General features: G+C 53.7%; 10 protein-coding genes and 1 other annotated feature. Of the genes, 8 read left to right on the top strand and 2 right to left on the bottom strand.

Annotated features, from left to right (window positions below; all coding sequences use genetic code 11):
- Positions 1–2: 2 nt before the first annotated feature.
- Complete coding sequence (locus H7F31_RS30925) at positions 3–734, top strand: ATP-binding cassette domain-containing protein (RefSeq protein WP_187101960.1); 732 nt, start codon at positions 3–5, stop codon at positions 732–734.
- An 11-nt stretch (positions 735–745) separates the two neighbouring features.
- On the opposite strand, the gene H7F31_RS30920 is transcribed toward H7F31_RS30925, so the two are convergent.
- Both H7F31_RS30920 and H7F31_RS30915 read right to left on the bottom strand, forming a co-directional pair.
- A complete protein-coding gene (locus tag H7F31_RS30920; protein WP_187101959.1) occupies positions 746–1,624 on the bottom strand; it encodes a LysR family transcriptional regulator in 879 nt (292 codons plus the stop codon).
- 140 nt (positions 1,625–1,764) lie between these two features.
- The gene (locus H7F31_RS30915; RefSeq protein WP_187101958.1) at positions 1,765–3,237 is read right to left on the bottom strand and encodes an S-layer homology domain-containing protein; all 1,473 of its coding nucleotides are present in this window, start codon (positions 3,235–3,237) and stop codon (positions 1,765–1,767) included.
- A gap of 179 nt (positions 3,238–3,416) precedes the next feature.
- Positions 3,417–3,688, top strand: a binding site (T-box leader).
- A 309-nt stretch (positions 3,689–3,997) separates the two neighbouring features.
- Between H7F31_RS30915 and asd the strand changes: the two genes are divergently transcribed.
- The 7 genes from asd to H7F31_RS30880 all read left to right on the top strand — a co-directional run bounded on the left by asd (position 3,998) and on the right by H7F31_RS30880 (position 13,265).
- Complete coding sequence (gene asd / locus H7F31_RS30910) at positions 3,998–5,089, top strand: aspartate-semialdehyde dehydrogenase (RefSeq protein ID WP_187101957.1); 1,092 nt, start codon at positions 3,998–4,000, stop codon at positions 5,087–5,089.
- 276 nt (positions 5,090–5,365) lie between these two features.
- A complete protein-coding gene (locus H7F31_RS30905; protein WP_187101956.1) occupies positions 5,366–5,659 on the top strand; it encodes an RNA polymerase alpha subunit C-terminal domain-containing protein in 294 nt (97 codons plus the stop codon).
- A 560-nt stretch (positions 5,660–6,219) separates the two neighbouring features.
- On the top strand, positions 6,220–7,110 hold the full coding sequence (locus tag H7F31_RS30900) for an ABC transporter permease (RefSeq protein ID WP_087572070.1): 891 nt from the start codon (positions 6,220–6,222) through the stop codon (positions 7,108–7,110).
- Between the two features lie 3 nt (positions 7,111–7,113).
- Positions 7,114–8,007, top strand: coding sequence for a carbohydrate ABC transporter permease (locus H7F31_RS30895; protein WP_187101955.1), 894 nt, complete (start codon positions 7,114–7,116; stop codon positions 8,005–8,007).
- Positions 8,008–8,078: 71 nt separating this feature from the next.
- Positions 8,079–9,758: a type 2 periplasmic-binding domain-containing protein gene (locus H7F31_RS30890; protein ID WP_187101954.1), complete on the top strand. Its 1,680-nt coding sequence runs from the start codon at positions 8,079–8,081 to the stop codon at positions 9,756–9,758.
- A 115-nt stretch (positions 9,759–9,873) separates the two neighbouring features.
- Complete coding sequence (locus H7F31_RS30885; RefSeq protein ID WP_187101953.1) at positions 9,874–11,679, top strand: cache domain-containing sensor histidine kinase; 1,806 nt, start codon at positions 9,874–9,876, stop codon at positions 11,677–11,679.
- The gene (locus H7F31_RS30880) at positions 11,676–13,265 is read left to right on the top strand and encodes a response regulator transcription factor (RefSeq protein WP_261800196.1); all 1,590 of its coding nucleotides are present in this window, start codon (positions 11,676–11,678) and stop codon (positions 13,263–13,265) included. The genes H7F31_RS30885 and H7F31_RS30880 overlap by 4 nt, the downstream gene beginning before the upstream one ends.
- Positions 13,266–13,462 lie beyond the last annotated feature (197 nt).

Genomic DNA, 13,462 nt, shown 5'->3' with positions numbered 1-13,462 from the left:
GAATGTTGGAGCTGAAGCAACTCTATAAGCCGTTCGGCAAAGGGGCCGCGGCGGCGCTGTCCATCGGCAGCCTGACGATCCCGACAGGCGAAATCGTAGGTGTGCTTGGTCTTAACGGCGCCGGCAAAACCTCGCTGCTGAAAGCCATTGTGGGGCTGGGCGAATTGCAGGAGGGGGAGGTGTCGTGGCGCGGTCGTCCGGTTCAAGAGCAGTATGGCGAGGTCGCCTACATTACGGAAGAAGGCAGCTATCCGCCGCATATGAACGCTTCCGAATACGCGGACTTTCTTGCCGACTTCTATCCAAAGTTCAACCGGGAGCGTTACGAGCGTCTGCTGAAATTTTTCGAGCTGGACGAATACGTCCGGATGGGGAAAATGTCCAGAGGCCAGCGGGCAAGGATGGAAATCTGCGCCGGCTTCTCCAAGGGAGCCAAGCTTATTCTGATGGATGAGCCGTTTCTCGGCAAGGACGTTTTCGCGAGACGCGACTTCCTGAAGCTGATGGTGACCAGTCTGCAGGAGGGCGAAACCTATTTGATCACGACCCATCTGGTGGACGAGATCGAGCATGTCATCGACAGGGCGCTTATTATTCATCAAGGCGCCATACGGGCGGATGTGTATATGGAACAGCTGCAAGAGGGCGGCAAACGGCTGGAATCGCTGCTGGCCGAAGTCGTCGGACATGACGGAGAGCGGTATCGGCGGTTCCTGAGCAGCCCTTCGGATTGAAGGGCCTCGCCTTAGGGCAGCATGTCCAGGAACGTTTTGCCCGCAGAGGATAACGGGACTCCTCGCAGGGTAGCGATGCCGATATGTCGCTCGGGAAGAGGGAGCTGGAGGGGAATCTCGACAAGAGAGCCCGAATCCAGCTCCTTCTTTACATAGTCCCGAATGACGAAGGCTGCGCCGAAGCCGCTCTGGGCGAACTGGACGAGCAAATCCACGCTGCCCAGTTCGAATTCCGGTTGGAGCGAAATGCCGTGACCGGATGCATAGGCGTCAAGGAAACGTCTCGTGCTGGAGCCTTCCTCCAGCATTAACAGCGGAAGCCCGCCAAGCGCCTCCAGCGTGAGAGGCGGTCCGGCGGCGAGCTCCGCGTACTGTTTGCCTCCTACGAGGCAGTCTTGCAGCGGAACACTGCTCTTGAAATGGATGGTGGGGTCGGATGCCGGCAAGCTGACGATGCCGAAGTCGATCCTGCCCTCTTTGAGCAGTGCGAGCGTCTCCGGGGTCGTCCGGTTCGTTACGCCAATGCGGACGCCGGGATACCGCTCATGGAACATCTCCAGGTAGGGCAACAGGTAATGCTTGCACAACGTGTCGCTTGCTCCGATCGTAATTTCTCCGCTATGCAACCGGTTCATATCCGCGATCGACTTCTCGCCAACCTCGATGGCCGCAAAGGCCTGCTCCAGCTGGCGGTAAAGGATGGCACCTTCGTTCGTTAAAGTGACTCCCCTGGACGTTCGGAAAAATAACGGACCGCCAAGCGCGTTCTCGAGCTGCTTGATGGTCTGGCTGACCGCTGGCTGCGTAATATGCAGCCGAAGGGCGGCTTTCGTGAGGCTGCCGGTTCTGGCAATCCAATAAAAAACGCGATACCATTCGAGGTTAATCATGAAATTAGTACTCCTTATATTAGATATTAGTAATATCAATTATTCTAATGCATTTTTTGATGCGGTGAAATAGAAAGGCCCGGCTCGTTGGGGAGAGCCGGGCATGCTGTAAAGAAAAACCTATTTCTATTTTATATGAGTCAAGGGATATAAACTGGAGGAAAAGGAATCACTGGCGGGTTTACAGGAGGATATGACTCCACAGGATTGTTTGGATCCGGTTCCACTGGATCGGTAGGGTTAGGTTGCTCGGTCCCTGACTCTTCATTGATATCTACACATTTGTAAGAGACGACTTTTCCATCGTCATCTACGGCAGCGATAGCGAGAAAGTTTTTGCCAACTTCGAGTTCGATGACGTTTATGCCGGCAACAAGATCATTGCCGCCGAAAACTGCTCCGGCAGGAGGTGTCCCGATCATCGATCCGCTCATCTTGAATTGCCACTTTGTTGCACCGGTGGGAACACTGTTAAGTGTCAGCTTGATTTTATTCTCTTCATAGATTGACTCTATGTCGTATGCAGAATCGTCAATATCTGCAGGCGCCGTCAATGCAATATTGCTAAACTTAACGACCACGCCATTGCTAGTCACTTCATAGAGACCAATGTGATAAGGGAGAGGTACATCTACGATGACATCGCCGGACTCATAGTCGGAACCGACTTCGTTTTCGAAGGCATTATAACCTACGATCGGCGTGCTAATTGCCGTGCTGCTTCGCTTGATTAAAAGACTATTGTTAGGTTGAGAAGAAGCCTCGATAGCTACGGAATTAGACTCGGATCCCATTTTGAGCACATAGTTCTCAATAGGCGCAACAGTAGGCGTCGGCGTCGCCGTTGGTGTTGCTGTAGGCGTCTGTGTTGACACCGGCGGGTAATACGGCGTCGCCGTTGGTGTGGGCGTAGGCGTCGCTGTCGGTGTAGGCGATGCCGAAGGTTTTACCGATCCAGGAGGTATAAACTGCTCCTTGGCCTCATAAGCGCCTAACACGAGCAAATCTCTTGTGGCGTTCGAGTTCCCTCCGAATTTGCCGTCTGATCCATTGCTAAGCAGCTTAAGCTCCAAAGCCAGCGCCACATAACCCTTGGCCCATTCGGATACGGTGTCATCCTTGACTCCTTGTTCTTCTTTGGCTTCATCGTTCTTGCCTAGTCCTCGAACCAAGAACGTGGCCAATTGCTCCTTGGTAACGTCGCCGGCCGGGTTGAACCTCCCATCGCCCATGCCATCCGTAATGCCAGCTTTTTTGATAGCCTCGATATACGGAAGAGCGTAACCGTTGGCGGCGTCGTCGGCTTTGACGTCCGAGAAGGATGAAGTTTTTGCATCCTTATTGACATCAAGTCCATAGATCAACGCTGCTACTTTGGCGAACTGGGCTCGGTTCATCTCATCCTTCAAGCCGAACGTGCCATCGCTGACGCCATCGAAGATGCCCGCGCTGATCATGGCATCGAACTTGGCCTTGGTAGCCGCGTCCAAATCCTTTAGATCGGTGAAGTCCGCCGATGTTTTAGCCTCGGCTTGATCCGGCCCGAATGCGAGCGCGGAAGAGGCGAGCACGGCAGCCAGCCCGGCGAGGATCATCGTTTTTTTTCTTTTCACTTTTTAAGTCCCTCCTTACAAAATGTGGACATTTCCAGAACTATCTTACAGTGTAACATCCACGGGTCAAGCAGCCAAGAAAAATTTAACACTGTTCGAACATGTGATTTTCAATATTTTTTGAGGAAATTGCGAATAGTGGTTTACCTAAGGGCTAGAAATTGATATTATATATGACAACAAATGCGATGACGAGACAAGTAGGTAAATGTATTCTTTATCAGAGAGCTCCGGCCGGTGAAATGGAGCAAAGAAGACTTTATCGAAGAAAGACTCCGAGCAGCGCGTCGGAACCTGAACCCCGAATGGGCGGGGGGTGATGCGACAGGAGCTCCTGTTACAGAGCTAGAGTATAAACGAGGGGAGACCCGCGTCGTACTTGAAGAGGCGCATGCGGCGACGTATACGCGAATTTAGGGTGGTACCGCGAGAGTTCAATCTCGCCCCTGAGACTGATAATAGTCTTGGGGGTGGGATTTTTTTGATTCTAGGCATCCGCGCAATTTCGCTATATGATGAGCATAGAAGTTCCGGAGTTGCGTATTCAATAGGCAGAGCAGCAAGCTGGCTGTAAATGGAATTGGAAATATGCCGGCAGTTAGCGGAATTGCATATAAACTGGCTGTAAACGGAAATTGCACATAAGCGGGCTGTACCGGAATCGCATTTTAAAGCAAGAGGTTCCGAAATATGCGCAATAAACATGTAATGAAGGTATAGAGGACTCAGGTTTACTACTATAGAGGAGGCAACGAAACAGATGACACAGTTATTGAAAGTCGGCATTGTAGGCGGTACGGGAATGGTAGGTCAGCGGTTCGTTCAACTGCTGGATGGTCATCCGTGGTTTCAAGTAACGGCAATCGCGGCGAGCGCGGGCTCGGCGGGCAAGACTTACGAGCAATCCGTGCAGGGTAGATGGAAGCTGGATACTCCGATTCCTGAGGGCGTAAAGTCCATTGTGGTGCAAGATGCTTCGAAGGTAGAAGAGGTTGCTTCCGGCGTCGACTTCATCTTCTGCGCGGTCGACATGAAGAAGGATGAAATCAAAGCGTTGGAGGAAGCCTATGCAAAAACGGGCACTCCGGTCGTATCTAACAACTCCGCACACCGCTGGACGGCAGATGTCCCTATGGTTATTCCGGAAATTAACCCGGGTCACCTGGACGTCATTGCGGCTCAGCGCAAGCGCCTTGGAACGGAGACGGGCTTTATCGCGGTCAAGCCGAACTGCTCGATTCAGAGCTATGTGCCAATGCTCAACGCGCTTAATGAATTTGGTCCGAAGACGGTCGTCGCTTCGACGTATCAAGCCATCTCCGGAGCGGGCAAAAACTTCACAGATTGGCCGGAAATGCTGGACAATGTCATTCCTTACATCGGCGGCGAAGAAGAGAAAAGCGAGCAGGAGCCGCTTCGTATCTGGGGCAGCGTAGAGAACGGCGAGATCGTGAAAGCAAGCGCGCCGCATATTACGACGCAATGCATTCGCGTCCCTGTAACGGATGGCCATCTGGCGACGGTATTCGTATCGTTTGAGAATAAACCTTCCAAGGAAGAAATTCTGGATCGTTGGAGCAGCTTCAAAGGTCGCCCGCAAGAGCTCGGGCTTCCTAGCGCACCGAAGCAATTCATCACGTACTTCGAAGAAGAGAACCGTCCGCAGACGGGACTGGATCGTGATATCGAAGGCGGCATGGGAGTATCCGCTGGCCGCCTGCGCGAAGATTCCCTCTACGACTTCAAGTTCGTCGGTCTGTCGCATAACACTTTGCGCGGCGCTGCCGGCGGAGCGGTGCTGATCGCCGAGCTGCTGAAGGCTGAAGGGTATATTACGGCAAAGCAAGGCTAACCAAGTTCGTGGTTTCTCGCACAACAAGTTCGTGGTCTCTCGCACAATACGCTGCGTGGGCGGCTGGCGGAGCGGTACTGATCGCCGAGCTGATGAAAGCAGAAGGGTATGTTACGGCTAAGCAAACATTTTCTGTTTCGTTCCACGCAATTTTCCCGGTGCCTGGGCGGTTACGCATGACGGTTGTTTATACATGCAGCAGCATGGCAAGGCTGCTTCGCTTCCGAGGCAGCGACAGCGGAGAGCGCACCTTCAATGGACAGGAGGAGTACGATAATGGTTGCAGCGCCGAAGACGCTAAGAATATGCGAGAAAGGGCATCGCTACTATAAGAGCAGCGAGTGCAACACTTGTCCGAAGTGCGAGAGCGGAAATGCGCCTGAGACCGGCTTTATGGCAAACTTGGCTGCGCCGGTGCGGCGCGCGCTAGAGACGCAGGGGATCTCCACGCTAACGGAGCTTTCCGCTTATTCGGAGAAGGAAATTTTGAAGCTTCACGGTGTTGGTCCGTCTTGCATGCCGAAGCTCCGTGAGGCGCTCCGGGAAGAAGGGCTGTCTTTTAAGTCTTAGTCTGATTGGGGACTCTTTGAGACTGTGGCAAGGAGATCTCGAGAGTCGCCCCGCACGTATAATATTAACGATTGGCGGTTTTAAGCCGTGGCTTTCACCTAATGGTGGAAGCCGCGGCTATTTTAGTTGTTGCAGTGCGCCTCGGAACGACTTTGTGAGCTGTAACCCGAAAAAATCGGGTTACAGAGCCGCACGGAGCGACTTTGCGAGCTGTAACCCGAAAAAATCGGGTTACAGAGCCGTGCGTAGCGATATTGTGAGCTGTAACCCGAAAAAATCGGGTTACAGAGCCGCTCGTAGCGACATGGTGAGCTGTAACCCGAAAAAATCGGGTTACAGAGCCGCTCGTAGCGACATGGTGAGCTGTAACCCGAAAAAATCGGGTTACAGGGCCGCGCGGAGCGCTAAGCCCCGCCTTGTTTTGGTCATTTCTGGGCATACTGACAACGCAACCTGCAAGCGAATAAGAAACAACTAATGATTTCGATAGATAACCAATCGTTGTTATATGGTTCCCCAATCTCGAAAGGCTTATCATTTAAAGCAGGGAGGGGAACCGGATGGGAAGATTTTATAAATACCGCTGGCAATATGCCATGATTTTACCGGCAGTCGCGCTGCTATTTCTATTCAACTACGTCCCGATGGCGGGCATTCAGATCGCCTTCCGGGACTTTCAGATCGGGTCGTCGATTTGGAACAGCGCTTGGGTGGGCTTCGATAACTTCGCCTTTTTTAAAGAACCGCAGTTCTGGGTCGTTGTCACCAACACGCTGTACATTTCAGTGCTGAAGTTCATCTTCGGCTTTCCGGCTCCAATTTTATTGGCATTAATGATTAACGAGGTTCTGCATTCCGGATTCAAAAGATTCGTGCAATCCGTGAGCTACCTGCCCCACTTCTTCTCTTGGATCGTCGTCGCGTACATTCTGCAATCGTTCCTGACGCTGGACGGCGGACTCGTGAACGATGTTATTCAGAAGACGGGCAACGAATCGATCTTCTTTCTGGGCTCGACAGAATGGTTCCGACCGATGATCGTCGGGAGCGGCTTGTGGAAGGAAGTCGGCTGGAATACGATTCTGTACCTGGCAGCCATTACGGCTATCGATCCGCAGCTTTACGAGGCGGCGAAGGTAGAAGGCGCGGGCAAGTTGGCGCAGATTCGCAACATTACACTGCCGGGCATTATGCCGACGATCACGATCGTGCTCATTCTGAGCATTCCAAGCTTAATTACGGTCGGCATGGATCAGATCTACCCGATGATGAACTCGGCGAATATGTCGGTATCGGACGTACTGGATACGTATGTATTGCGAAGCGGTCTGCAGCAAGGTTACTTCGGGATGGCAACGGCCGTAGGTTTATTATCATCGGTCCTTGCGCTGGTGCTTGTTCTTTTGACGAACGCGATATCGCGCAAAATTAACGGCGAAGGGCTTTGGTAACTCATGAGACTATCAGTAGGAGAAAAGGTCGGACAAACCGTTATTGTCGTGTTGTTATCGCTGCTTTGTCTCAGCGTCATCTACCCGTTTCTGTATATGCTTGCAATCTCCCTGAATGATGGAGCGGACGCGGCAAAAGGCGGCGTCTACTTATGGCCGAGATCGTTCACGCTCATCAACTATGAGATCGTGCTTGGCAACGAGGTTATCCGCAGCGCTTATCTGATTACGATCGCCAGGACGGTTCTTGGCACCATCGTTGGCATGCTCGTGACGTTGATCGCGGCCTATGGCTTGTCATACCGGGGCTTGCCGTTCCGCAGAGGCATCCTGGCTTACGTTCTGATCACAATGCTGTTCAGCGGCGGACTGGTGCCATTCTATATCCAGTTGTTTAATCTGGGACTTACGAACACGTTTCTCGTGTACATTATTCCGACGGCATTCTCGGCCTGGAATATGTTCGTCATGCTGAAGTTCCTGCAAGGCATTCCGGAGGCGCTGATCGAATCTGCAGAGCTCGACGGAGCGGGTCCCGTGCGGATCCTGTTCCAGATCATCATCCCGCTCTCGAAGCCGATGCTGGCCGCGCTGGGTTTGTTTACCGCAGTAGGGCACTGGAACGATTGGTTCGCCGGAGCGTTCTACGTCACGGATCAATCCTTGATTCCGGTACAGACGTTCCTGCAGCAATTGCTCAACGCGTCCGACCTGTCGGCCGTCATGGGCTCCAACAATAACCAGGAAGCGCTGGCTCGCGGCTCGCAGCAGAATATTACGCTGATGTCGATCAAGATGGCCGTCGTTATGGTAAGCGCCATTCCGATCCTGTGCGTCTATCCGTTCTTGCAGAAGTATTTCGTCAAAGGCGTACTGATCGGCTCCGTTAAGGGCTAGGACTTACAGGGGTATAATGATCCAACCATATACCGTTATCGTTACACAATCGCAAGGGGAGGCAGACAAACATGAAGTGGGGACTAAAAAGCAAGGGTACGATCGCGGCGGCGCTGGCAACTACGCTGGTGCTGGCTGGCTGTTCCGGCGGAGCAAACGAAGCTCCATCGGAAACAGGCGGCAATGCGGCAGCCGGAGGCAACACGGCATTTAATCTGTGGCTCGGCTGGTCGGCGACGATCAACAACGACAGCTCCGTTCAGAAACATTGGAAGGAGAAAGAACCGGGTGTAGCGGTAACGCTGGAAGCGACGCAAGGCGATGCGGCAACGGCTCTGAACCTGAGGCTGAACACGGACGGATTTAAGGATGCGGCGATTTTTAGTCGCAGTGAGACGGTGGAAAGCGCGATGCAGCGCTCGAAGAAAATCATGTCGTTGGAGCAATACTTCGACATGCCGGACAAATATCCGGGACTCGCTTCCATTCCGAAACAATATTTGGAGGAAATGAAGGACGAGAACGGCCAGATCTGGTCGATCCCGACCTGGTTCGATCAGAATCCGGACAATCCGTGGCCGGGCTGGGCTTCGCAAACATGGCTCGTTCGGACGGACGTGCTGGAGAAAGTGGGCATGACGCTGGACGATCTGGCTACGCTGGAAGGCGTGGAGGAATACTTGAAGGCAGCGGGCAGCGTGAAGGATGATGCCGGCAAAACGCTTAATCCGATGGGCTTCCTGATGGATCCGAGCGATACGATCGGCTGGAACGACGAAAACGCCATTTTGAGCGCGTTCGGCGTAACGACGGGCAGCGCCGGCGGCGTAATCCCGGTCGAGGAGAAAAACGGCGAGCATGTTCTTCTATATGACGATCCTCAGTACAAAGCCGCTTACCAATGGCTTAACGAAATGTATCTGGCCAAGCTGATCGACCCTGAGGTCGTAACGGATAAAAAAGAGCGTTACAAGGAGAAAAACAAATCCGGACGCACCGCGCTGAACGTAGGCAGCTTCTTTAATGTCGACGCGACGCTGTGGGAAACGCTGGACGGACCGACGGAACCGGGTTGGTTCTATCAAGTCGTGCCGTTCCCGAAAGTGGAAGGCGTAGACAAAGTCGGCGCCAACCAAGTCGTGAACCCGTACCCGGGATACGACGTGTATGTCAGCAAAGACACCAAAAATCTTGAAGCTATCCTGAAGTTTTTCGATTACACGCTGCAGCCGAATGCAGAGCAGCAACATGTCATTAACGAAGGTCCGACTGGCGTGTTCTGGGATTGGGTCGACCAGCCTCTCGGCGAATGGAAATATATCGACGAAGCGTACAAAGCAGAACGCAATAGCGGCGACACGGCGCGTAAATCGTCAGTAACACCTGAGTTATACATGGCTTCGTCGTATAATAATGATTGGTACCCATGGTGGAACTACGGCGAGTCCGACAAAGCCGGAGCGAAACGTACGTCGGAATTTACGTCCGAAGTCGGCGCGATGGGCGGCGTACGCGGCGCGGAGCTATACGACATGGTGAAAGCGGAGCCGGGCGGTCTATGGGAGAAATACGGACCGGAGCTTGAGAACGTACGTAAAGAGTACAGAGCCAAGCTGATTATGGCGAAGGATGCCGCGCAATTCGAGTCGGTTTGGAACCAATTCCGCGATGCGTTGGAGAAACGCGCGCATTGGAGCGAGCTGAAGGAAGAATGGCAAAAATCCTACGACACTATGATTGCAAAGCAATAGCATAGAGGCAAGCAGGAGCAATCCCGTAAAGGGGGTTGCTCCGTTTGCCTTTTCTCCCGCGGGGAGTGTTTCACTTTTATTTAAACGGAATGATACGGCTGGGAGTGGTTGAGCAATGGTGCTGCGATTAATCGAACGAACGGCGATACGTGTGACGAGGGGACTCCATCTCCGCGGAAAAATTATGTTGCTATACGTGCTCATTGTTTTCGTGCCTACCGTTATTCTCGGTATCGGCGCGGGATATTTCGCATTGCAGAGCGTACGCGACAATTACATGGTCACGATCAGGGAAGCGGTCCGCCAGACTTCTCAGAACATCGATTTCCGAAAGCAAGCCTACGATCTCCTGGCCGTCCGTACGGCGACCGACGGGGAGTTGTCGGCGAGATTGTCCAGAGAACATGCCGACATGTCCGACCAGCTGCTCTCGCTGGAATACGTCGACCGGTCGTTCTTATCGACAAGCAAGTTGCTGCCAGGCATCGACATGTTCCGGATCTATCACACGAACGACACTCTCGTCCAGGACGGGAGGCTGCTGTGGAAGCCGGAGGGTCGACCGCTCGCCGGACGGACGGAGACGGATTGGTACAGCGAGACGCTGGCGTCAGGCGAGCCCTTGCGGTGGATCAACGTGCCGGGCGAGACCGACCAGCTTCTGGTGTCGCACAAGATTTTTAACACGAACGGCTCTAGCGTCGTCGGCGCTACCTATATGCTGCTGGATTACGATTCCGTGTTCGGAGACCTCTTTGACAATCCCTTCAACGGGGCCGGCGATATCTATATTATGGATCACAACGGACGTATTGTAGCTTCGTCCAGCGAGGATCAGATTGGGACGATTGCTGCGCGTATTCCTGAGCTTAAGCAAGCCGAAGGCATGGGAGAAGGGGCGTTCTCGGAAGGAGTCATGCTGGATGACAAACAGATGATCGTCGAGACGCTGGCTTCGGGATGGAGCGTGGCCGCGGTGCTGCACATGGACCAGTTGGAGCGGCAATCCAAGGGGATAGCCTACGGTATCGTGGGCGCTATAGCTTTCTTTCTGCTGTTGTCCATGTTTATGGTCATGACTGTACTAAAAAACGTCGTATGGCGGATTCGCAAGCTGGGCAGCCGGATGAACGACATTGCCGAAGGCGAATTCGATGTAACCGTCACCAGCAGGGACAAAGACGAGCTTGGCGAGCTGGAGGTTTTGTTTAATTCCATGACGGGCAAGCTCGGGACGCTGGTCAACGATATTACGAAGTCGAGGCTGAAGGAGCGGGAGCATTCGTTCCGCGCGCTGCAGGCGCAGATCAATCCGCATTTTATCTATAATTCGCTGAGCTTAATCAGATGGCGTGCCATGGATCAGGGAGATAAGAAACAGATTCGCGCGATCGACGCACTGACGACGTTCTACCGGCTTGCGCTTGACAACAGGGTAAACGTGACAAGAGTGGAGACGGAGCTGCAGCATGTCGAAGCTTATCTCGATATCCAAGAGCTCCGCTACCCGGAGCAGGTACAGATCGAGTGGGACATCGACCCGGAAGCGCGGCCTTACTACACGATCAAAATGCTGCTCCAGCCCATCGTCGAAAACTGTTACGTGCATGGCGCCATTATGCAGAAGGAAGATGCGTTCATTCGGATCTCGGCCAGGAAGGAGCAAGATCGCATCCGGTTCGTCATTCACGATAACGGGGCAGGGATGTCCGAGGAGACGCTGGAATCGCTGCGCGAGGGCAAGCGGACCGGCTCCGGCAATGGCTTCGGCACCGCCAACATTAGAGAGCGGCTTCTGCTTTATTTCGGCAGCGGCAGCAGTATGACAATCGACAGCGCCCCAGGGGAAGGGACATTCGTGGCGATCGACATCCCCGCTTATCTGGAGCAGCCGGAAATCAGGAAAGGAGATGGCGTATGATACAGGCTTTGATTGTGGATGACGAGCCAACGCATATACAAGGATTGGTCAGGCATGTCGGGTGGGAGGCGATCGGCTACGCGCCGCCGCTGACAGCTCAATCCGGAGAAGCGGCGCTTGCTCTGCTGCGGAATCATGACGTCGACGTGCTCATCTCGGACGTGTCGATGCCGATCATGACGGGGATTGAGCTCGTGTCGCGGTGCAAGGAGCTGGGTTATCGGCTGCAGGTGCTCATTATCAGCGGCTACAACGAGTTCGAGTTCGTACAGGAAGCGATACATGTCGGCGCACAGGCTTACGTGCTTAAGCCGATCAAGACCGAGGAAGTGGAAGCGAAGCTGACCGCATTTCGCGCGGCGATCGAGAAGCAGCGGGACATCGAAGCGGAGACGAACGAGCTGCAAGAGAAGGTGTCCGGCAGTCTGGATGTCGTCAAGGAACGTTTCGTCCATGATCTTGTGTTGGAAGGGCTCGCGGACGACGATACGAAGGAATCCTGGATCAAGCTGCTGGAGCTGCCCCCGCTGATGCGGGGAATCAGCGTCATCTCCTTCGGCTACGACCGGTTTATGGATGGCGGCCGGGATGCCAAAAGCCGAATCGTGCGAGGGAGCGGATTCCTGAAGGCGGTAAAGGTCAGCTTGGCGGACTTCCCCGGCGTCATCGCCGCCAGCATGGGATCGGAGGAGGTTGTCGCCGTGCATCTCAACCCCTTGCCGGAGGAGCAGGTTCGCATGGAGAAGGGCATCGCGTTCGTGCAGCAGTGGATTCGAGAGCAGTACGGCTCCTCGGTGACGGTCGGACTTAGCCGCATCTTTAAGGATTGGGGCGAGGCCCCCATCGCGTATAAACGCGTGAAATATATGATGGCCAAAGCGCGGCTGCTGGAAGGCGGCCAAGTGCTGTACGAGGAGCGGCTGGACGAGACGGAATTTCTGGAGCACCGCGTCAGGGAGGAGTACATTCCGGAGATCGTCCGAATGCTGGAGAAGGCCGACGAAGCCGGCAAGGCGGTCGAATATACCAGCAGCGTGCTGGATATGCTTATCGCTCATCATCCCTTCACATACATTCAGGCGTTCGGGCTCGGTCTGCTTAGCGAGCTGGCGCGCAAGCGGAAGCTGCAGGACGATGCCATGGCCGATCTCAACATTCCGGTCTGGCAGCGTCTGATCGACTGCACGACGGTGCCGCAGGTCAAGGATGTCGTGATGGAATACGTTAAGAGGTACGCGGAGGCGGAGCAAAACAAGCAGAACTCGCAGCAACACAATTTGATCCAGAAGATCTCCGACTATATCGAAGCCCATATTCATGAGAATGTAACCGTCAAGCAGCTGGCGGAGCTTCATCATCTGAACGCGAGCTACCTGAGCGTGTTGTTCAGGAAGTCAACCGGGAAGACCGTGTCCGAATTCGTGCAGGAGACGCGGATGAACAAAGCGATGGAGCTGCTGCGCGACCCGCATGTTCGCGTCTATGAGGTGGCGGAGCAGGTCGGTTTCCAAACGGCGGCTTATTTCACTTACCTCTTTAAGAAAACAACGGGATATACCCCGCAGGAATATAGGGACTACCACTAAAATACGTGTTCAATAAGTTCGGTTTTCAGCACCGAGAAGATTGGATGAAGGTAGAAAGTGAGGAGCGGAGCGTAGTGGAAGCTACGTGAGCACCGGAAGTTTCGCCTGAATTCAATATTCGATGTCGAGTAAGCTTCTTGGCATACTTCGTGATCAAAAGCGGACTTTTTGAACTACCACTAACAGGATAAATAGGA

The organism is Paenibacillus sp. PAMC21692 (assembly GCF_014303795.1).
Taxonomy (GTDB): Bacteria; Bacillota; Bacilli; order Paenibacillales; family Paenibacillaceae; genus Pristimantibacillus; species Pristimantibacillus agaridevorans.
This window is presented reverse-complemented; position numbering and strand designations above follow the sequence as displayed.

Bases quoted from the DNA above. Each gene is read 5' to 3' on its own strand.
- H7F31_RS30925 (WP_187101960.1), top strand. From the start codon at position 3: ATGTTGGAGCTGAAGCAACTCTATAAGCCGTTCGGCAAAGGGGCCGCG.
- H7F31_RS30920 (WP_187101959.1), bottom strand. From the start codon at position 1,624: ATGATTAACCTCGAATGGTATCGCGTTTTTTATTGGATTGCCAGAACC.
- asd (WP_187101957.1), top strand. From the start codon at position 3,998: ATGACACAGTTATTGAAAGTCGGCATTGTAGGCGGTACGGGAATGGTA.
- H7F31_RS30905 (WP_187101956.1), top strand. From the start codon at position 5,366: ATGGTTGCAGCGCCGAAGACGCTAAGAATATGCGAGAAAGGGCATCGC.
- H7F31_RS30900 (WP_087572070.1), top strand. From the start codon at position 6,220: ATGGGAAGATTTTATAAATACCGCTGGCAATATGCCATGATTTTACCG.
- H7F31_RS30895 (WP_187101955.1), top strand. From the start codon at position 7,114: ATGAGACTATCAGTAGGAGAAAAGGTCGGACAAACCGTTATTGTCGTG.
- H7F31_RS30890 (WP_187101954.1), top strand. From the start codon at position 8,079: ATGAAGTGGGGACTAAAAAGCAAGGGTACGATCGCGGCGGCGCTGGCA.
- H7F31_RS30885 (WP_187101953.1), top strand. From the start codon at position 9,874: ATGGTGCTGCGATTAATCGAACGAACGGCGATACGTGTGACGAGGGGA.
- H7F31_RS30880 (WP_261800196.1), top strand. From the start codon at position 11,676: ATGATACAGGCTTTGATTGTGGATGACGAGCCAACGCATATACAAGGA.